The 21,463-nt window shown below is 31.7% G+C and carries 19 protein-coding genes; 8 read left to right on the top strand and 11 right to left on the bottom strand.

Translation table 11 applies throughout. The features are described from left to right. Positions 1–14: 14 nt before the first annotated feature. The gene (locus A5893_RS07470; RefSeq protein ID WP_068821913.1) at positions 15–1,403 is read left to right on the top strand and encodes a DASH family cryptochrome; all 1,389 of its coding nucleotides are present in this window, start codon (positions 15–17) and stop codon (positions 1,401–1,403) included. Between the two features lie 45 nt (positions 1,404–1,448). After that, the gene (locus tag A5893_RS07465) at positions 1,449–1,973 is read left to right on the top strand and encodes a shikimate kinase (protein ID WP_082911366.1); all 525 of its coding nucleotides are present in this window, start codon (positions 1,449–1,451) and stop codon (positions 1,971–1,973) included. A 44-nt stretch (positions 1,974–2,017) separates the two neighbouring features. Here the strand turns inward: A5893_RS07465 and A5893_RS07460 are convergent, their stop codons facing one another. The 8 genes from A5893_RS07460 to A5893_RS07425 form a co-directional block, all read right to left on the bottom strand. Beyond that, positions 2,018–2,527: a phosphoribosyltransferase family protein gene (locus A5893_RS07460; RefSeq protein WP_068821912.1), complete on the bottom strand. Its 510-nt coding sequence runs from the start codon at positions 2,525–2,527 to the stop codon at positions 2,018–2,020. A gap of 142 nt (positions 2,528–2,669) precedes the next feature. Then, complete coding sequence (locus tag A5893_RS07455) at positions 2,670–6,431, bottom strand: S8 family serine peptidase (RefSeq protein WP_068821911.1); 3,762 nt, start codon at positions 6,429–6,431, stop codon at positions 2,670–2,672. 107 nt (positions 6,432–6,538) lie between these two features. Continuing rightward, positions 6,539–7,390, bottom strand: a complete 852-nt coding sequence (locus tag A5893_RS07450; RefSeq protein ID WP_068821910.1) for an N-acetylglucosamine kinase — start codon at positions 7,388–7,390, stop codon at positions 6,539–6,541. Further along, on the bottom strand, positions 7,390–7,782 hold the full coding sequence (locus A5893_RS07445) for a response regulator (protein WP_068821909.1): 393 nt from the start codon (positions 7,780–7,782) through the stop codon (positions 7,390–7,392). The genes A5893_RS07450 and A5893_RS07445 overlap by 1 nt, the downstream gene beginning before the upstream one ends. Positions 7,783–7,841: 59 nt before the next feature. After that, positions 7,842–9,152 (bottom strand): TolC family protein, encoded by a 1,311-nt coding sequence (locus A5893_RS07440; protein WP_068821908.1) that lies wholly within the window; start codon positions 9,150–9,152, stop codon positions 7,842–7,844. A 2-nt stretch (positions 9,153–9,154) separates the two neighbouring features. Beyond that, positions 9,155–12,253: an efflux RND transporter permease subunit gene (locus A5893_RS07435; protein WP_068821907.1), complete on the bottom strand. Its 3,099-nt coding sequence runs from the start codon at positions 12,251–12,253 to the stop codon at positions 9,155–9,157. A 5-nt stretch (positions 12,254–12,258) separates the two neighbouring features. Beyond that, positions 12,259–13,332 carry an efflux RND transporter periplasmic adaptor subunit gene (locus A5893_RS07430; protein ID WP_068821906.1) on the bottom strand — a complete coding sequence of 358 codons (1,074 nt, stop codon included), beginning with the start codon at positions 13,330–13,332 and terminating at the stop codon, positions 12,259–12,261. Further along, a complete protein-coding gene (locus A5893_RS07425) occupies positions 13,329–13,814 on the bottom strand; it encodes a MarR family winged helix-turn-helix transcriptional regulator (protein ID WP_068821905.1) in 486 nt (161 codons plus the stop codon). The genes A5893_RS07430 and A5893_RS07425 overlap by 4 nt, the downstream gene beginning before the upstream one ends. Before the next feature lie 158 nt (positions 13,815–13,972). On the opposite strand from A5893_RS07425, the gene A5893_RS07420 reads away from it, so the two are divergent. The 3 genes from A5893_RS07420 to A5893_RS07410 all read left to right on the top strand — a co-directional run bounded on the left by A5893_RS07420 (position 13,973) and on the right by A5893_RS07410 (position 17,369). Next, entirely contained in the window at positions 13,973–15,703 is a 1,731-nt protein-coding gene (locus A5893_RS07420; RefSeq protein ID WP_082911365.1) for a M61 family metallopeptidase, read from the top strand. Positions 15,704–15,784: 81 nt separating this feature from the next. After that, the gene (locus A5893_RS07415; protein WP_068821903.1) at positions 15,785–16,735 is read left to right on the top strand and encodes a hypothetical protein; all 951 of its coding nucleotides are present in this window, start codon (positions 15,785–15,787) and stop codon (positions 16,733–16,735) included. Positions 16,736–16,874: 139 nt separating this feature from the next. After that, a complete protein-coding gene (locus tag A5893_RS07410) occupies positions 16,875–17,369 on the top strand; it encodes a VOC family protein (RefSeq protein WP_068821902.1) in 495 nt (164 codons plus the stop codon). A 7-nt stretch (positions 17,370–17,376) separates the two neighbouring features. Here the strand turns inward: A5893_RS07410 and A5893_RS07405 are convergent, their stop codons facing one another. The 3 genes from A5893_RS07405 to folB all read right to left on the bottom strand — a co-directional run bounded on the left by A5893_RS07405 (position 17,377) and on the right by folB (position 18,673). Further along, complete coding sequence (locus A5893_RS07405) at positions 17,377–17,742, bottom strand: methionine-R-sulfoxide reductase (protein ID WP_068821901.1); 366 nt, start codon at positions 17,740–17,742, stop codon at positions 17,377–17,379. Between the two features lie 47 nt (positions 17,743–17,789). After that, positions 17,790–18,140 carry a septal ring lytic transglycosylase RlpA family protein gene (locus A5893_RS07400; protein WP_068821900.1) on the bottom strand — a complete coding sequence of 117 codons (351 nt, stop codon included), beginning with the start codon at positions 18,138–18,140 and terminating at the stop codon, positions 17,790–17,792. Positions 18,141–18,307: 167 nt separating this feature from the next. Continuing rightward, the gene (gene folB, locus A5893_RS07395; RefSeq protein WP_068821899.1) at positions 18,308–18,673 is read right to left on the bottom strand and encodes a dihydroneopterin aldolase; all 366 of its coding nucleotides are present in this window, start codon (positions 18,671–18,673) and stop codon (positions 18,308–18,310) included. Between the two features lie 283 nt (positions 18,674–18,956). Between folB and A5893_RS07390 the strand changes: the two genes are divergently transcribed. From A5893_RS07390 to A5893_RS07380, 3 genes are all read left to right on the top strand, one after another. Further along, positions 18,957–20,162: an acyl-CoA dehydrogenase family protein gene (locus A5893_RS07390; protein ID WP_068821898.1), complete on the top strand. Its 1,206-nt coding sequence runs from the start codon at positions 18,957–18,959 to the stop codon at positions 20,160–20,162. 21 nt (positions 20,163–20,183) lie between these two features. Beyond that, positions 20,184–20,993, top strand: coding sequence for a hypothetical protein (locus A5893_RS07385; protein ID WP_068821897.1), 810 nt, complete (start codon positions 20,184–20,186; stop codon positions 20,991–20,993). Between the two features lie 82 nt (positions 20,994–21,075). After that, positions 21,076–21,288 carry a DUF3185 family protein gene (locus A5893_RS07380; protein ID WP_068821896.1) on the top strand — a complete coding sequence of 71 codons (213 nt, stop codon included), beginning with the start codon at positions 21,076–21,078 and terminating at the stop codon, positions 21,286–21,288. The last annotated feature ends 175 nt before the right edge of the window (positions 21,289–21,463 follow it).

Below are 21,463 nucleotides of genomic sequence, written 5' to 3'. Positions count from 1 at the left end.
TTAAAACCTAATTTATGAAGCGAGGATTAGTTTGGTTCAAAAACGATTTAAGATTAAATGATAATGAATCCTTAGTAAGGGCAATTGAACAATGTGATGAATTAATATTTTGCTATTGTTTAGAAAGAAATCATTTTAGAGAGCTGGATTTAGGGTTTAAAAAAGCAGATATAAATAGATTTAAATTTTTAGAACAATCTGTTTTAGATTTAAAAAAAAACTTAGAAAATATTGGTGGGCATTTGATTATTAGCGATAAATCTGCAATTGAAACACTATCCAAAATAGTTGAAGATTTTAAAATTACCGATATTTATGCAGAAGAAGAATATGCAAGCGAAGAAATAAAATTAGTCGGCGATGTACAAAAAGTTTTAACAAAAATTAACTTTCATTTTTATTGGGGTAAGACGCTTTATCATAAAGATGATATCCCATTTGAAATATCCAGTATTCCTTTAACTAGCAAAGCTTACAGAATTCCAGCATCAAAAGAATCAGAACCCAGAAAAACATTAGGATTACCTAAAAAATTGGCAGGTTTTAAAGAGGCGAAAAGTACTCCGTTTCCTTCTTATAAAAAATATGGTTTTACAGAGGAAGAATATAAAAATACAAATCCATTATTAATGGGTGGCGAATCTTTAGCATTAGAGAGGCTGCAATATTATACTTTTAAATCTGAGCTTTTGACAGGTTATAGATGGAGCAGAAATAAATCTGATGGGTTGGATTACAGCTCTAAATTTTCCCCATATTTGGCTTTGGGTTGCATTTCTCCGAGAACTATTTACGAAACCGTAAAAGAATATGAACAACAAATCAAAAAAAACCAAAGTACTTGGTGGTTAGTTTTTGAATTGGTTTGGAGAGATTATTTCACATTTAAAGGAATGAGGTTTGGAGATAAAATCTTTAAAACTGAAGGTTATAAAAATAAAAAAATTGTTTTCGAAAATGACATTGATAAATTTAAAAGATGGTGTAAAGGAACTACAGGAATTCCTTTCATTGATGCGCACATGCGGCAATTGAATGAAACTGGTTACATTAGCAATAGAGGTCGAGTAAATTGTGCTAGTTATTTTGTTTTTGATTTGAATATTGATTGGACTTGGGGTGCTGCATATTTTGAAAGTCAATTAATAGATTATGATGTAAGTAGTAATTGGATGAACTGGCACATGCAGGCTTTTGAAATTTATTATACAAACCCAGTACATCAATCTAATAAATATAAAGCTCAAGATTATATAAGGAAATGGATTCCTGAATTAAACGACAAGAATGATATTGAAGTTTTAATTCCGTGGGAATATGAAGTTTCTGATTATCCAAAACCTATTGAAGTTTATCCAAAGTGGAATAGAGCCATCAATCTTATCAAGAAAATATTGGATTAATTATTAAAAATTCTAATATTCGTTGAAACGAGAACATCATTAATAATGAACGAGATAAACATCAATAAAAAGATATTTTTAGTAGGTTTTATGGGTTGTGGAAAAAGCAAAATGGGCAAAGCCTTAGCATCCAAATTAAACAAAACATTTATTGATTTAGATGATTTAATAGTTCTAAAAAACCAAATGAGTATTCCAGAGATGTTTGCAAATTTTGGAGAAAACGGATTTAGAGAAAAAGAAAAAGGAGTATTGCAGCAGTCTGCTTTTGCGGAAGATGTTGTTATTGCAACAGGCGGTGGAGCACCTTGTTTTTTTGAAAATATGGATTGGATGAACAACAATGGACTGACTATTTTTATTGATACACCTGTTAAAGTTTTAGCAGATAGATTAATTAATGCCCGAGTAGAAAGACCCTTAGTGAAAGGTAAAAGCTATGAAGAATTAACAACATTTATTGAAATGAAACTATCTGAAAGAAAGCCCTTCTATAATAAAGCTCAAATTATTTTAAAAGGTGTTGATTTAAATGTGGAAACGATTGTTGAAGCATTAGAGAATATTTAAAGGATTTTAAACAATATTTATACTATTCAAATAGCTTTTGAAAGCTATTTTAAATAAACCTCATCATCTTCTCGTTCCTCATCTAAGATAACAGAAACATGTTCTTTTAATATTGTTGAAAGTTCTAGTCCAACAAAATCTGGAGATACCGGAAAATTTTTATGACTTCTATCAATTAGAACTACTGACCTTAATTTTTTAAGAGGGATGTTTAAAAAAACACCTAAACCGTAGGCTAAAGTCCTGCCACTATTTAAAACATCATCAACTAAAATTATAACCTTATTCTCACATTCTTTTAAAGGGATATCAATCTTAGATTCTAATTTAGAACTGTCTTTTTCTAATTCTAACTTTACAATTGTTATTTTAAAATCGGCAATCTCTTTCAACACTTTCTCTAATCTTAAAGCTAGTTTATATCCTCTAATAACAACACCAGCTAAAATTATTTCTTTTTCGTCAAAATTATCTTCTAAAATTTGATGAGCAATACGGTTGATTTTTTGCTGTATTTGCTGGTGGTCTAATATTAATACTTTTTTTGCCGTCATAATTGTACGAAAATTTCAATGCTAAAATTAACTATTCTTATTTTAGAAAAAACTGAATCTTTCTCAAAAGTAAATTGTTTTAATAAAAAAAATGCGAATAGATTAATTAAAATCTACTCGCAATACATCAAAATCTAATTTTCTATTTTTCCAATATAAATTTTTGAGTATAATATTTAGATCCAATTTTTAATGATAAAACATAAGTTCCATCATTTAAGGTTTTTAAATCTAAAGCTTGATTAAATTTACCCGAAAAATTATTAAATGTTCTATTAAACATTTCTTGACCAACAATGTTATTCACTTTTATTTCTAAATTTTCCTTTTTAAGTACATCAAAAGAAAGATTTAAAACTCCTTTTGTAGGTATTGGATAAATGTTTAAACCAATTTCTGCGGCATCTGATGGTTTAATAGCAGACAATACGTAGTTAAAATCTGTAGATGTGGTTACACATCCAGAAGGGCTAACAATTTCTACTCTATAAACTCCAGACGTCGTAGGATTGTAAGTATTTGTTGTATTACTAGGATCAATAACTCCATTTACAAACCATTGATATTTTAACCCGTAACTAGAAACTAAAGAAGTACCACTTTGTGTAATTGTTGGTTTGCTTAAAATAACTGGTATTCTTACACCATTTGTACAGCCTAACGACTTAAAAAGCATGTTATAAAAATAGTAATAAGAAGTAGTAATGATACCAGTCGTAGATGAATAAGCTCCATTTAATGATATTAAATCGGTTCCGAGTTTTATAGGTATGTTATTAACCCCTGCATTACTCCTAAAAATTGTAGCACCGTTAAACTGTATGCCAACATAATATGTTCCAGCCGAAGGAAAAATTAAACCAATTTTATAAACTTTCCCAGGATCATTTAAATCATCGTCAATTAAATTATTAGTAATTACATCTGTAGTAGTTTTAGTTCTTGTTACATTTACTGTAGACGAACTTAAAACTTCTCCACTAGATGTTTCAACAGTAAAAATAAGTTGCCCTGTTTGACTTACGTAAAGTAAAGCACTATCTAAAACCATTGGAGATTTTACAGTAAAAATTGGTTTTGGCCCAAAATTACCTGAATAATTTCCACCACTATAAACTTTTTTATTTGCAGCACCAAAATAGGATTTGAAATCATTTAAACCTGCAAATAGTGTATTATTAGCTGGAAGCGAACTCACTAAAATATTCCCTGTTGTTATTGGAAGTGCATCATTAGCATTTGTATACCAAAATATGTTTCCATCTGCTTCTCCACTAAGTTGATAATTTCCTTTAGCATTGTCGCACTCTGCAATTATTGCATTTTTAATTCCCTGAGGAACAATTACACTAAAACTCTTACTAATAGCATTGTTATTTGAAATTGCATCACCAATTAATTCTGTTTTTGCATTTGCTGAATAAGTTTGACCTTTTACAACTACAAAATCAGCATTAATTTTCAAATCAGCCTCAAAATTGGGGTTTATGATACCCGTATAATTTTGAGTAATTGTTTTTATAATAGTAGTATTATTACTCAATGTAATGGTTATTGGAATGTTAGATATCACATTATTGCCAAAATTCTTAATCTTCACTGAAAAATTTAATCCATTCGTTTCGCAAATGTTGTCCTCGAAATTATTAAAAGCTATAATTCCAACATCATTAGACGGCTTTATAAAATTAATAGTATAGTCTTGAGTTTCTCCTTTTGTATAAGAGCCACAAGCTAAAATTAAATCTGAGCTATTGACTTCACTGGTTACAATTCTTATTACTGTAGTATTATTTATAACTACATTAGTCGGAACAGTGATAGTTCCTAAAAAATCTGAATTACTAGTAATTAAGCCTGATGTTGCAGCAATTTCTCCTAAATCATCAAAATCCCCATCTCCATTCCAATCTATAAATATCTTAGCAAATTTATTTTGAGTTGTTCCACATGAACCTAAACTCACTGTAAAGGGATTAGTTTTACCTGCTTCTAAACTGGTTGTAATTGATTTAAAATCAGAATATGTCCTGCAGGTGTTGGGCAAAGTATTATTAATTGTGTTCAACACAACCTTATCTATTCTTGAATCTGTAGAATTTGTTGGAGCAGAAATGCAATAAACATTTCCGCCAATACCCGATGCAATGATTGAATAAGCTTGTGGACCTTTGGTTAGTGTACCTTTATGAGAAATTCTAATAGTATAAATTTGACCAGGCACTGAATTTGGAACTGTAATCTGTTCAACATTGTCAACAATATTATCTGTCTGAACTGCTGCATTTGCGGGATTATTTGGGTCTAATTTCCAAGGGAAAAATGTGTTGGCATCCTTAATAATTCTTAAATCTAAATCATTCACCAATTTTGGCGTACGACTATTTAATGTACCAGTAACTCCTGGTGCTCCTTCAGGATCTGTCCAACAGATGGTAACTTTTAAAGGCCCATAGCCAGAGGTAGTGACTTGTAAATTATAAATCTCCCCTTGAGTTAAAGTCCTTTCTGCAATTAAACTTTTGGTTCCATTTAGCTTTATTAATTCACCTGCTCTTTCAACGTTTAATAATCCCCATCCATAAATATAATCTGGACCCAATGTTACTCCAGCCTCATCTGAAGTTTCAATTGCTAAACCTTTTAAACTTGCAGAACGCATAAAAGCCCCATTGTTTAATTTAGAATAATATTCTTGCAATAAGATCAGTGATCCACTAATATTTGGCGATGACATAGACGTACCAGAAAGTGTTGCATACGCTTTTGAACTTTCGTTACTTGTTGATGTAAGCTGAACTCCGTCTGCAACCAAATCCGGTTTTATTCTTCCATCATCAGTTGGACCCCAACTACTAAATGAAGATATGTTAATATCGTTGGTAGAATTTGAACCAAAAGGGAGACCATTAATGGCCCCAACCGTTAAAATATTTTTTGCAGTACCCGTTGTTGAAACTATATCATAGCTATCATTACTACTGATACTTGATGGCCTAGGACCTTTATTTACTAAATTGCTAGAGCCAGTATTAAATCCATAATATTCTGTTCCAACTGATGGGCCATTCTCGCTTCTATTATTACCTGCAGATTTTATTGGTAAATAGTAGGGTGCATTATAGCAAATTTTATCCCAGTCTCTTGCACTGTCATCGTAAAACCCAAATTTATAATCTTCTGTTGTATTAGGTGCACCATACCATTCCCACCTTGCCGGATTTGTGCTAGTATTATAATTCCATCCAGAAATATATCCATAAGAATGATTGGATATTATCATATTCTGAGAAGCTGCAGTGGTCATCTCTGAAACATCCGAATTAAAATCATAAGCATATAATTTTTTTAATCCCCATGCCATCCCTCTGGCAATTGGATTAATACCTGTAGCAATCATGGTACCGGCAACATGTGTAGCATGTTGACTTCCATTATTTGGATTATCTATTTGAACTATCCTACTTCCGTCAGCACCTTGAAATTCCTGATGTTCTGGTAAAATTATTCCTCCATCCCAAATTCCAATTTTTCCCACTAAATTATCACTAGAACCATTTAATGTTAATCCCAAGCTTCCTCCATCATAAAAACTATTCGTCCTTGTTGTGCCTGATGCTATAATATTATTTTCAGTCTTAAGATACAAGGGTAAACCTAAATCGTCAACACCTTGTAACGAAATAATTGTACCGTCTTTTTGAACCCTAAAAGTTACCCAATTATTTTTAGCTGCTAATGCAAAAGCCCTGTTTCGATTTTCATCTGATGTTTCTCTAAATTGAGAGGAAAGAATTTGTAATTTTTGAAATTGTATCTCGCTAACTAATTTATTCCCTTCTTGAGCAAAAGAAAAAGAAAAACTGAATACTAATAAATAGGCGAGTAGATACTTTTTAGTCATTTTTAAGAATTAACCTTAATCAATTTACTAAAAATTAAGTATTTAGGTTTTTAGCAAGATTAAAAATGAGAATTTTTATTCAGAAAACAATACATAAATCTTAAAATTTATAATTCTTCTCTGTTTTTAATCCAGGCAAAAAGTTCATCAATTGGTTTTTCTAAGATATTGCCAACATTTACTTGATGAATTTGGCAACGTTGTTTTAAAGCATCTTTAAAATGATAAGCTATAGATCCCACAAAATGAGCATAATAATCTTTATAATTTGGGTATGATTTTATATGAGTGATTATAAAATCATCAAATCCTTTTTTTAGTAAATTTTGGATATAAGGATGATCTAGGTGATTACTCATGAAATTAGTAAAAGAAGCAATAAAATAATTTGGAAAAGGTTTTTGATATAAATTTTTAATTACAACTTCTTTATTTAGTTTATAAGTCTCTTCAAATGACACTAAAATTTCTTGTGGGGCATTTTCATATAAAAAATCTGTAATTAATATTTTGCCGAAATAAGTTCCAGAACCTTCCTCTCCTAAAATATATCCTAATCCTAAATTACTTGGAAACACATTTTCACCATCATAAAAGGAGATATTAGATTCTGTTCCTAAAACACAGCTGAAACCCGGCTTATTTTTACAAGAGGCAATTGCAGAGCCTAGCGTATCGCTTTCTACACTTATAAATGCATTTTTAAATAAAACTGTAAGCGCATTAGAGATTACTTCTCTCCTATCTGGACTATTGCAACCTGCACCAAAAAAGTGTAATTCTGATATTTTATCCGCGATAATTTTAAAAGGAGCAAAATGATGCAAACTTTTAACGATTTCTTTTTCTGAAGTGAAAAAAGGATTTAATCCACCTGTATGAAATTTTTCTATTGATTGATCTTCGTGTAATAAAATCCAATCGGTTTTTGAAGATCCGCCATCCGCTACAAGTAACATTAAATTGATTTTATCAAAGCGGTAGTTAAGGGTTTACCCAAAAAATCAGTAACGTTATTAAATTCTATTACTTTTTTATGGTCTGTAGGATCTAAGGAAGATGAAAGCATAACAATTTTTATGGCCTCCTTATTAAAAGATTGAAGGTCTTGAAATTCTACAAGAAAATCAAATCCTGTTTTAACAGGCATTCTAATATCTAAAAAAATAACCTCAGGTAACTCCTCGTTATTTTTTTCCAGTTGTTGAAGATAACTTATAGCAGTTTCACAAGATAACTTAATAACAATTTCCTCAGCAAAATTATTAGCTTTTAAAATTTTTTCATTAATCATATTATCAATGAAATTATCATCAATTAAAAGTGCCTTTTTGTATTTGAATGATTGCATCCTGATTATCTATACTTTAAACAAATATATAAAAAGATTGTAAAAATAATTTTACATAGCTAAAAGCTTAAAGTACCTGTTAATTCTTTTATACTAACTTCAGAGATTTTAGTTTTATAAAGTGCATTGGCATATCTGGCATTGGCGTCAATATAATTTCTTTGCGCCTCTCTTAATTCTAAGGGAACAATACTGCCTAGTCTATACTTCTCTAGTGTGATGTCTAAATTTTCTTTTGCAACATCAATATTAGACTCTTCTAACATCAATAATTTTAGATTTGTTTGATAGTTTTGATAAGCTGTTAACAAACTTGCATTTACATCTTGCTTAATTCTTTCTAAATCATAATTGGCATTTTGCAATTCTAGTTTTGCGTTTTTTTCTAATCTCCCTTGCTGAAAACCATTAAAAATATTTATTGATGCTGTTAAACCATAATTAAATCCCCTGGTATTTGATCTTAATGAGAAACTAGTTGGAGGAGAAGTATTTTTTGAGAAATTATATCCAGAGGTTAATGCTAATGTAGGATATCGAGCTCCTTTTATTTGTCTGATGTATAATTCTACAATTTTTTGATTAACATTTGCAGTTTGAACATCCGGGCTATTGGTATCAACCATTGGTTTCAAATTTTCATACACTAGAGATTTATCAATCTCAATTTGCTTTTCAATATCAAAATCTATATTCAAATCTCTAGCTAAAAGCTGATTTAATTCTACTTTAATATTTTTGATTAAATCTTGTTGACGCAAAAGCAGGGTAGTATCAGTATTCAAATCAACTTTTGCTGCTAATAGTTCTAATTTTGAACCTCTGCCTAAAGTATATCTGCTATTTGCATTTTTCAATCTTACCTGAGATACTTCTAAAGCAGTTTTGGTAGATTCTAATTGTTTATATTGACTAATTAGATTATAATAAGTATCAATCACATTAGCTATCGTAGTTTGCACTACAAGTTGTGCGTTAAGTTCACCAAGTTTTTCAAGTTCTTTTAAACGATCATAATTTGCAAACATCGTAAAACCATCAAAAACCCTCCAATTTAAACCTACTCCGTAACTAAGATTATTTGACTTTGCATTATTTGCATTTCTTGTATCTCCAGATGCTAAATCAACCGTACTGGTTTGAATATTATTATTTTGAATTAAATCTCCAGTTACAGAAGGTAAAATTCCTGCGTTACCAAAGCTTACATCATTAGTACTGATCTCTTTTTGAGTTTTACTAATTTTTATACTGTAGTTATTTTCAAGAGCAATTGTTATGGCCTGTTGCAGACTCAATTTCTCCTGAGCATCCACACCCAACGATGAAATTAAGAATAGGATTAAAAAGTATTTAAGATAATTATTCATGATTAAACCTCCACCCCTTCTTTTATTAATTCTTTTTCTGCCTTAGCAGCTTCACTTTCTTTATATTCTTTAGACCAATAAGAATAAACCGATGGTATTACAAATAAAGTAAGTAGTAAAGAAAATAATGTACCACCAATAATAACGGTTCCCATACTCATCCTACTTTTAGATGCTGCACCAAATGCCATTGCAATTGGTAGTGCGCCTAATGCTATGGCTAAACTTGTCATTAAAATGGGTCTTAATCTAGATACTGATGCTTCTCTGATTGCTTCCGCAACGGGCATACCCTTTTCCTTTAATTGATTAGCAAACTCTACTATAAGAATTCCATTTTTTGTTACCAATCCAATTAACATAATCGTTCCTATCTGACTAAAAATATTCCAGCTTTGCCCTAGTAGCCATAAAGATAAAAATGCTCCTGCAACAGCCATGGGTACAGTAATAATGATGATAACCGGATCTATAAAACTTTCAAATTGTGCTGCTAATATTAAATAGACTAATAATAAAGCCAAACCAAAAGCAAAAATAGTATTAGAGTTACTCTCGCTAAAATCTCGAGATTCTCCTGCTAAATCCGTTGTAAAACTATCATCTAAAATTTTGGCTTTTGCTCTTTCCATAGCTTCAATACCATCACCAATGGTTTTTCCCTCAGTTAATGAGGCAGAAATTGTTGCGGAAGAAAAACGATTATTTCTATATAATTGCGGCGGACTACTTCTCTCTTCTACTTTTACTAAATTGTCTAATTGAATAAGAGAGCCTGCATCATTTCTTACAAAAATGGAGCTTAAATCATAAGGATCATTTCTTTTTTCTTTATTAAACTGTCCAATTACTTGATATTGGTTACCATTCATGGTGAAATAAGCAAACCTTTGAGCGGCTAAAGAAAGCTGCAAAGTTTGAGCAACATCCAAAATAGATACTCCTAAATCCTGAGATTTATTTCTATCAATGGTGACATTGAGCTCTGGTTTGTTAAATTTTAGGTTAACATCTGTATTTGCAAAAGTAGGATCTTTCGAAATTTCATCCATAAAGAGAGGAACCTTCTCTCTTAATTTTTCAAAATTTGGTGCTTGTATAATAAATTGAACGGGTAATCCTCTAGTACGCCCCACTGCAATTGTGGGTTGTTGCAATACGAAGCCTTTTGCCTCATTCATTTTTTTCAATTCACGTGTTAAGCTATTTGCTATTTCATCTTGAGATCTTACTCTATCACCTGCGTCTGATAATCTTAATCGATAAAAACCTGTGTTTGCAGCGCCGGAACCAGAATAACCTGGAGCAGTTAAAGAAAGACTTGCAATCACTTCAGGAACAGAATCTCTGATTAAATCTCCAACGTTAGAAATGTAATCATCGGTGTATTGGAACGATGCACCTTCTGGTGCAGTTACATTTAAGGACAGTACACTTCTGTCATCTAAAGGTGCCGTTTCTTTAGGCAACAAATTCCAGAAAAGAAATATTAAACCAACACATATCACTACAATTGGAAATGCCAACCACCTTCTTTTAAGAAACGATTCTAAAGACTCGTGATAGCTTTGATTCATTTTTACAAAAAATGGTTCAGTTTTATCATAAAACTTAGATTTTTTAGTGTTCTTCATCAAGTAAGCATTCAACATCGGCGTAAGCGTTAAAGAAACAAATGCCGAAATTAAAACCGCTGCACCAATTACGATCCCAAATTCCCTAAATAACCTTCCCACAAAGCCTTCTAAGAAAATAACTGGTAAAAAAACTGCTGCTAACGTAATGGATATAGATATCACCGCAAAGAATATTTCATTTGCACCCTTAATGGCTGCTTCAAAAGGGGACATCCCTTCTTCCACTTTTTTATAGATGTTTTCCGTAACTACAATTCCATCATCAACCACTAAACCTGTTGCTAAAACTATGGCCAATAAGGTTAACACATTGACTGAAAAACCTAATAAATACATGATGAAAAACGTAGCCACCAAAGAAACAGGAATGTCAATTAAAGGTCTAAAAGCGATGCTCCAATCTCTGAAAAAGAGATATATAATTATGATTACCAATAAGATAGAGATTCCTAATGTTTCAGCAACCTCTGTAACTGATTTTTTGATAAATACCGTATTATCTAATACGATATTCAATTTATAATCTGCTGGGAGTTCCTTTTTTAAGGCTTCATATCTTTTGTAAAACTCTTTAGCAATCTCTAAATAATTTGCGCCTGGTTGTGGTACAATTGCAGTAGCCACCATCGGATTACCTTCTGATCTTAAGGCAGTTTCTTCATTTTCCGGGCCTAAATCGGCATAACCAATATCTTTTAATCTTATAATATTTGTACCATCATTTTTTATGATCAAATTATTAAACTGATCAACAGTGGATAAATTTCCCGCAGTATTAACTGTTAATTCTGTTTTAGTTCCTGATATTTTTCCTGATGGTAATTCTACATTTTGCTCAACAAGAGCATCTCTAATATCTAATGGAGTTAATTTATATGATGCAAGTTTATCTGGATCTAACCACAAACGCATGGCAAATCTTTTTTCTCCCCAAATTTGCACTGCAGAAACTCCAGGAATGGTTTGCAATCTTTGTGAGATAACATTTTCGGCATAATCACTTACTTCCAAAATGCTTCTTTTATCGCTTTGGATAGTCATAGAAATTATAGACTCGGAGTTTGCATCGGCTTTAGAAACAACTGGCAATCCATCAATATCTTTTGGCAATGTCCTTGATGCTTGAGAAACTTTATCCCTCACATCATTTGCTGCTTCTTCTAAATTTTTACCCAATTCAAACTCGATGTTAATAGAGCTAGAGCCTTGGTTACTAGAAGATGAAATATTTTTTATACCATCTATTTGATTGATATACTTTTCTAAAGGTTCTGTAATTTGAGATTCAACAATATCAGAGTTTGCTCCAGGATAACTTGTACGTACTGAAACAACAGTAGGGTCAATTGATGGATATTCTCGAATACCTAAGAAAGTGTAGCCAATAATTCCAAATAATAATAAAATTAAATTGATAACTATGGCTAAAACAGGTCTTTTGATGCTAATGGTAGATATACTCATCAATCCTAATTTTTAGATTTTAAAATATTTACTTTAACTTTTGCACCTTCTTTAAGGGCCATAATTCCAGATATGATAACAGTATCGCCAACTGAAAGTCCGTCTGTAACAAGGATGTCCTGGTCGGTTCTTATATCAGAATTTACTACAATTGTTTTTGCCTTTCCGTCTTTACTAAGATAAATTTGCTTACCCTTTAATATTGGGATAACAGCCTCTGAAGGAATTAATATTGCATCCTTTATTTCTTCTAGAGGAAGATTTATGTTAGCGAAAGTGCCAGGTAATAAATCTCCATTATTATCGGCTTTAGCCCTAATCACTAAAGATCTTGTATCTACTGAAATTCCGGGTTCTTTTGCATAAACCTTGGCGGTGTATTTTTTACTGTTACCTGCTACCGTAAAAGTTATAGCGGCACCTACTTGTACTCTTTGCGCATATTTTTCAGGAACAGAAAAAGTAATTTTAATAGGGTTGATAGATACTAAATTTGTGATTTCTGTTGTTGGCGTTATGTAAGCACCATCAGATATATTTCTTAATCCTATTTTTCCAGAAAAAGGCGCTCTAATTTCTGTTCTTGCAAGTTGAGCCCTTATTAACTGACTTTGTGCTTTTAAAGATTTAAACTCTGCTAAAGTAGCGTCATACTCTTCCTGACTAATAGCTTCTGCTTTTAATAATTTTTGAGCCCTATTTTCTGTTTCGCTTGCTAATTTCTCTTTAGTTAAGGCTTGCACCAATTGTGCCTGCAACTCACTATCATCAATCTTAATCAATAAACTGCCTTTACTTACATTGCTTCCTTCGCTGAAGTTTATTTTTCTTACCAAGCCAGAAACTTCACTTCTTATTTGCACTTGCTCATTAGCATCTATACTTCCCGAAACGGCAATATCATTAGTAAATGTTTGGGTTTTAACAATCATTCCTTTTACAGAAATAGCTTGGTCTGCACCAGACTTGACTCCTTTACCCTCAGCGCCTTTAGACGAACTACTTTTTGTGATTCTATTATAGACCAAATAACAAAGTAATAAAGCTATAATTATGTAAATTATATGTTTCAGTTTCATATATCAGATTTCAAATTTTTATAATTTAATGTAATGTCGTTGATATTTGCACCACTTAGGTTTTGTTGTAAAGTGTTTAGAACTTCATAAAAACAGTCAATTTTATCCTGAGGTAAACCATTTAAAGCTTCTTTATTAATAGCACTAAAAATATTATTAATAGGTAACAAAATATTTTTCGCTTTATCAGTAAGTCTAATTAAATGTTGTCTTCTGTCTTTATTATTTGTCAATCTATTTACAAATCCGTTTTTTTCTAAATAATCAATCATGTTTACCATGAATGATTTATCAACCTGTAATAAATCGGCTAAATCTTTTTGTGTGAGCAATTCATTATTTTCATGGATCAATAAAAGTGTATAATGATACCTTTCTAATGAAATATGTTTTGATTGCTGTGCAAATTCGCCTAAATATTTTTTAGTTACTTGTATGAGCTGATGAGCTAAAGGCTCTTCATATTTATTAACTATAATCATTAACACAAAAATATCAGATAGTTTTAAATATAGTTGATAGTATCAACTATATTACATTTTAAAGAAAAGTTGCTGTATTAAAATATGGTTAATATTTTAACTTTGTTTTCCAAATCCATATTATGACTAAATTTTTTATACTATTCTCTTTCTTATTTATGAGTATCGCATTAAAAGCACAAACAACGGCCGATATTAATTTCGAAGTGTCTTTTACAGAACCACAAGCACATTACGCAGATGTAAAAATGACTATCAACAATATCAATAAAAACGATTTATTGGTTAAAATGCCAGTTTGGGCACCAGGATCTTATTTAGTAAGGGAGTTTTCTAAAAACGTAGAATCGTTTACCGCTAATACTTCATTTGAAAAGATTACTAAAAACACCTGGAAACTGAATACAAAAGGAAAAAAATCAGTTACCGTAAATTATAGGGTTTACTGTTTTGAGGTTTCTGTAAGAACAAGCCTTGTTGATAATACACATGCCTTTTTATCGCCAACAGGCATATTCTTATATGTTGATGGAAAGCTAGACCAACCTTCAACTGTCAGCATTATTCCATATAATGGATGGACAAAAGTATCAACAGGTTTAGAACCTGTTGCAGATAAGAAATTCACTTATTACGCCAAAAATTTTGATTGGTTATTTGATTCTCCGATAGAAGTTGGCAACCAGGATGTATTTGGTTTTGATGCTGTTGGCGTTAAATACGAAGTTGCCATGGTTGGCGGCGGGAATTATGATAAAGAGCGTTTAAAAACTGATATGACGAATGTTATAGAAAAAGAAACTGCTGTTTTTGGTGAAAATCCTAATAAGCACTATCTTTTTATTGTCCATAATTACTTTTCTGGCGGAGGTGGTTTAGAGCATTTAAATTCTACAGTTTTAGGAGCAACCAGAGATGGTTATCAAAATGAAAAAATCTATAAATCTTTCTTAGGATTAGTTGCACATGAACATTTTCACCTTTGGAATGTGAAAAGATTAAGACCAATTGCTTTGGGTCCGTTTAATTATGATCAAGAAAATTATACCACCAACTTATGGATTGCGGAAGGTTTTACAGCTTATTACGATAATTTAATTACTCAGCGTACAAAAATAATTAGTGTTGATGAGTATCTAAATATAATACAAGCTGATATTAATGCCATTGATAATTCTCAAGGTGGAAAAGTGCAATCTTTAAGCGATGCTAGTTTTGATGCCTGGATAAAATATTACCGTCCGAATGAGAATAGTGGGAATACAACGGTTTCTTATTATAACAAAGGATCTCTTATTGCCTTAATGTTAGATTTAGCGATTATTCATAAATCTGGAGGAAAGCAATCTTTAGATGATGCCATGAGATTTGCTTATAACGATTTTTATAAAAAGAAAGGCAGAGGCTATACTGATGCAGAGATGAAATTGGTTTTTGAAAATTATGTTGGAGAAAACTTAAATCAATTTTATGCAGATTATATTAATGGCACAAAAAGTTTAGACATCAATAAATATTTAAATTACGCTGGTTTAAAATTGGTTGATAGAACTGCAATTGCAAAACAACCTTATTTGGGAGCAACCATAAGCAGAACTAATAAAACAGAAATTGCAACAGTTTCTAGAAATAGCAGCGCCTGGGATAGCGGTTTAAATGTTAAAGATTTAGTTATAAGCATTAATGGTGTAAGCACAACAGATGTTTTAAAAGATGTTGCCAATTTAGACCCAAATAAAGTAGCCGAATTTTTGGTAGGCCGAGATGGAAATGTGATAAAGTTAATGGTGAAATTTAAACCTTCTACCAGCAAAAGCATGGTGATACAAGAAATTGAAAATGCTACTGAAGCACAAAAAGCTGTTATGGAGAAGTGGTTGAGTTTGTAGGATAACTTTATAATATATTAAGTTAGCGGCTATTAATGCGCCTGACTACAATGACAGATACATTAAAATAAATTTGACATAATGAAAAATCTAACAATCATCTTCACACTCACGGTTGCGACAGTATTTTTTGGCTGTAATAAATCATCCGTTGACAAAAGCCAATTGGTCAATCCAATACTTGGCGACATCAGTTATGAAAGCAAATTTGGACACAAGCCAGACGCAAAAACTAACAACGAACTTAGAATTAAAACGCATCTTGAGTATGTAGAAAATTTACTACGAAATAAAGATGTTTCTGAACTTTCGACTGACCTTCAAACAAAACGTAAACAACTTTTAGGCTTACTTCACGACTATTGGACGAAAGGATTATTTCCTAAAAATTATGACTATACTAACCAAAGAAAACCATGTTTCATTGACAAGGATGGAACTATTTGCGCCGTTGGCTATTTGGTCGAGCAAACTACAAGCAGACAAGCTGCAAACGACATCAATAGCAAACATAAATATGATGAATTATTAGCTATTAATAATCAAACGGTTGACAATTGGGTTTTGACAAGCGGATTAACGAAAGAAGAGTGTGCAATGATTCAGCCGACTTACGGACCAACACCAGTTAATTCATACAATTATATTTCACCAGCTTATGGTATTTCATCTTCCATAATTGGCGGACTAAATCTTTCGCTTAATACAGTAAACGGAATACAAATTGGAAAAGGCACAACCAACAAAACAGTTCCGATTATTGGCCTTATTACTGGTGCTGGACAAATTGCACTTGGCTCTGCATCGTTTCCAAAAGATATGAATAATTGGGGGACAAACTACACAAACGAAAGTCAGAAAACACTTTCAATGGTAAACATTGGACTTGGGACAACAACCATGATTTTGAGTGCTTGGAATTTAATTACTAACCGTAAACCAAAAGACAAATTAACAACATGGAACATTTACGGGTTTCCGACACAGGATAACAATACAAAAGTGGCATTCAGCTTTAAGCGAAGATTTTAATTGGCGCTAATAGCACCTAAATGGCAGTTTGAAGCTTTGTGTTTCGTATCTAACAAAAAATTTAAGAAATTAGTCTTTATTTAAAACACGTCAACTACATCCAATATTATTAACTTTCTATACCATAACAGAACTCCAAATGGATAACATTTATAAAATTCCCTCCCAAACAAGAATAGGTCATGTTCATTTGAAAGTTGGCGATTTGGAAAAATCTCTGGAGTTTTATAGAGATTTATTGGGTTTTGAGGTGACGATGTTATATGGAAATCAAGCGGCTTTTATTTCTGCTGGTGGTTATCATCATCATATTGGTTTAAATACCTGGCATAGTAAAGGTTTACCACCTGCACCTGTTAACAGTGTTGGCTTATATCACACGGCAATTTTATATCCCACAAGAAAAGATTTAGCAGCAATTTTTTGGCGTATTCACAATGCAAAATACCCATTGACTGGCGCAAGCGACCATGGAGTTTCAGAAGCATTATATTTAGATGATCCTGATGGAAATGGAGTAGAACTTTATTGGGATAAAGCAAAAGAACTTTGGTCAACAGATATTGATGGCTCTTTAACCATGTTTACCAAAGCTCTTGATTTAGAAGATTTATTGATGGAACTAGAAGATTAAAAATCTTCTAGCCTTCTTTCGGGATAAACTTCATGCTTAAAGAATTTACACAATGTCTGGTGTTTTTTTCTGTTAATCTTTCGCCTTCAAAAACATGACCTAAATGTCCGCCGCAATTAGCGCAAACTATTTCAACCCGTCTTCCATCTGCATCGGCAACTCTTTTAACCGCTCCTGGGATTTCATCATCAAAACTTGGCCATCCACAATGTGATTCAAATTTATCATCAGATTTATAAAGTGGGGTATCGCATTGGCGGCAAACATAAGTTCCGGCTTCTTTTAAACTGGTATATTCGCCTGTAAAAGGTCTTTCAGTACCTTTATTTTTGATAACGTATGCTTCTTCGGGGGTTAATTCATTCAATTTCATATATTAAAAACGAATTATTTCGTAGAAAGTTTATGTAGGGACAAATTTTATTGTAACTCGTATTCAATTTTACAATCAACAACACCTTTTTTATATAATCCTATTTCTTTAGCAGCAGATTGTGATAAATCTATCAGCATATTTTTTCCATACGGACCACGGTCATTAACAATTACAATAACAGATTTATCATTATCCAAATTGGTAACTTTTACTTGGGTGCCAAAAGGTAAAGTTTTATGGGCACAAGTAAATTTTGTATGCCTGTAAACTTCGCCACTAGTAGTTTTCCTGCCATTAAATTTACTTGCATAATAGGTTGCCCTACCAGTTTTAGTGACAATTTCTGATGTAAATAATGAACTTATTAAAAACAAACAACTGATTATCAATTTCATATCTTAATAGTTAGATTTTAAAGATGCAAAAAATCGAATAAAAAACAAGTATTTGTTGATAAATTTTTTACAGAAATGCGCTTATTATCATGAGAATTTAAAAAATTGGGTTATTAAAAGCAAGAAGATATTTTGACACAATTCACTTTAAAACCTTGATAGATATTTTATTTAAAATAATTTAACTCTACAAAAGAGTTTTGTATTTGGGCTTTTATTGGCGGGTTTAATTTTTTTATTTTGATGTTGATTTGCTCCAAAACAGGAAATTTGTTTTTGATGTTCTCTAAAATTTCTTGAGCAACAGTTTCAATTAAATTAGTTTCTTTTTCAAATGATAAAGCACAAATTTCATAAAGCGACACATAATTGATGGTGTTTTTCAAATCATCATCAATACTAGCTTTATCCTCAAAAGAAACAAAAACATCTACTAAAAAATTGTTTTTAAAAATACGTTCTTCTTTAAAATAGCCAATTGCAGCGTTAAATTTTACACCTTCTAAACCAATTTTCCTAATCGTTTTACCCATTATCCAAATATGATGGTAATTGAATGTAAATCAAAATAAAGGATTTTGTTTTTGTTGAATTATTTGAAGAATAATTGCATTATAATTTGAAGGCTTATTTGTGATTGAAACTTTAAATTCTTGATATTTTAATTTAGATCACAAATAAGTTTTTTAATCAGACTTACGAAGTTTTAAAAAAATCGTAAGTATTGCTTAACGAAAGGAAACGTTCAAATTATTTTCATTTGATTATGATTATTTAGCCTATATTTAGTTAGAACAGAAATTACTTATAACTTCTATGGAGCAAAAACCAATTCAGAAATCCAATAAAAAAGATTTATATCAACATCCGGATTATTATTTAATGGATGAATTATTATCTGAAGAACAAAAACTGATTAGAAAATCTGTTAGGGATTGGGTTAAGGCAGAAATTTCACCTGTTATTGAAAGTTACGCTCAAAATGCCGAATTCCCAAAACACTTGATAAAAGGATTAGGAGAAGTTGGTGCTTTCGGTCCAACTATTCCTACAAAATATGGGGGTGCCGGTTTAGACTATATTTCTTACGGCATCATTATGCAAGAAATAGAACGTGGCGATTCTGGGATTCGTTCTACGGCTTCTGTACAAGGTTCTTTAGTGATGTATCCAATTTATGCTTTTGGTTCTGAAGAGCAAAGAATAAAATATCTGCCAAAATTAGCAACCGGAGAATTGATGGGTTGTTTTGGTTTAACAGAACCTAATCATGGTTCTGATCCTGCTGGCATGACCACCAATATCAAAAAAGATGGAGATGATTTTATTTTAAACGGAGCAAAAATGTGGATTTCAAATTCTCCTCTTGCAGATATTGCAGTAGCTTGGGCAAAAGATGAAGAAGGAATTGTGAGAGGTGTTATTGTTGAAAGAGGGATGGAAGGTTTTACCACGCCAGAAACTCACAATAAATGGTCGCTAAGAGCATCAGCAACCGGCGAATTGGTTTTTGATAACGTTAAAATCCCTAAAGAAAATATTTTACCCAATGTTAAAGGATTAAAAGGTCCTCTGAGTTGTTTAAACCAAGCAAGATTTGGGATTGCTTGGGGCGCTTTGGGTGCAGCGATGGATTGTTATGATACGGCATTGCGTTACACCAAAGAGCGGGAACAATTTGGAAAACCCATTGCAGCCTTTCAATTGCAACAAAAAAAATTGGCAGAAATGATTACCGAAATCACCAAAGGACAATTATTGGCTTGGCGATTAGGAATCTTAAAAAATGAAGATAGAGCAACTCCTGCACAAATATCTATGGCAAAAAGAAACTCGGTAGAAACCGCAATAAAAATTGCCAGAGAAGCAAGGCAAATGCTTGGTGGAATGGGCATTACAGGAGAATATCCAATTATGCGCCACATGATGAATTTAGAATCTGTCATTACGTATGAAGGCACACATGATATTCATTTGCTAATAACAGGAATGGATATTACTGGGGAAAATGCTTTTAATTAAACATACCATAGAATTTAACTTATGAAAAATTCAAATTCATTATTTTTAATTATCCTTGCAATTTATACATCATCTTGTTCTAGCTACCTTACTCCAAACATGACTGGTGATAATAATATTGGTTATTTACCCAGACCAGTAAATGCAGAAGAGAAAAAATCAAAAATATACGTTTCTGGGGAATATAATTATAGTGCACCAAAAGGGGATTTAGAAATGAAATCAGGTTTAATTAGTTTGAGTAGAGGACATTCTTTAAAAAATCTAAACTTTGCCTATGGAGTCTTTGGTTTTTTTGGAGATGCAAATTATCAAGACACAACTACTCTTGAAAGAGGTGAATCCCGAACGATTGAAAATTTTAATAAATCATTTTACGGTTTTGGATTAAGAAGTACAATTGGTCTTCATTATGTTAGAAAAGATTTCACATTTAGATATATAAATTGGGAAAACGCTTTTTCAACGGAAAAGGGAGAATATGCAAATTATCGTAAAATACTTTTTGATGGACCAAACATGAGAGGTAATCAAAACATTGCTGTTTCTAAGGAAAAAGTTTTATATACAACTGGTTTATCAACAGAAATAATATGTAATAATGCTTTTAATGAAAATAACTCCCAGTTTGGTTTAAGGTTATTTGTTGGGTTTACACCAAACTTAAAAAACACTTTTAAGAGAATTAATAATGGAGCAATGGAAGAAACAGATAATAAATTTGCTATTAATGTGAGTACTTATTTTAAGGTTAAAAGGATATTTGCAAATGTGCAATTGGGCTCTGAAATCAATACAAGTTTAAAAGCAGGTTTGGGTTATTCTTTTTAAAATTTTAAAAAGTTTGATTATCAGGCTATTTAAATGGTACAAAGTTTGCCTCTTCAAAATAGTTAAACTAAAAAAATATATCATGAACAAGACAGTAGGAATTATTTTAATCGTTGTGGGAATAGCAATGTTGGTATGGGGAGGTTTCTCCTACACTAAGAAAGAAAAAGTAGTAGATGCTGGTCCAATACAAATCTCCGCAGATAAGAAAGAGTCTGTTAATTGGCCCCCTTATGTTGGCGGAATAATTTTAGTAGCTGGTGTAGTTGTATTAGTAACTGCTAAGAAAAGCTAAAAAAAGCTTAATGCGGAAAGCTAAATGCTAACGCACATAATTCTGATTTAAAATGTAGCACTCAGCTTTTTGCTTTTTGCCTTCAGCTTAAATAAATGTAATTTTGAGCATTCAAATTAATTTTTGGATGCTTTTTTTATTTTAATACTTCCAAAATTTTTACTTTTTACTTTTT

It is taken from the genome of Pedobacter psychrophilus (genome assembly GCF_001652725.1).
Lineage (GTDB): Bacteria > Bacteroidota > Bacteroidia > Sphingobacteriales > Sphingobacteriaceae > Pseudopedobacter > Pseudopedobacter psychrophilus.
This window is presented reverse-complemented; position numbering and strand designations above follow the sequence as displayed.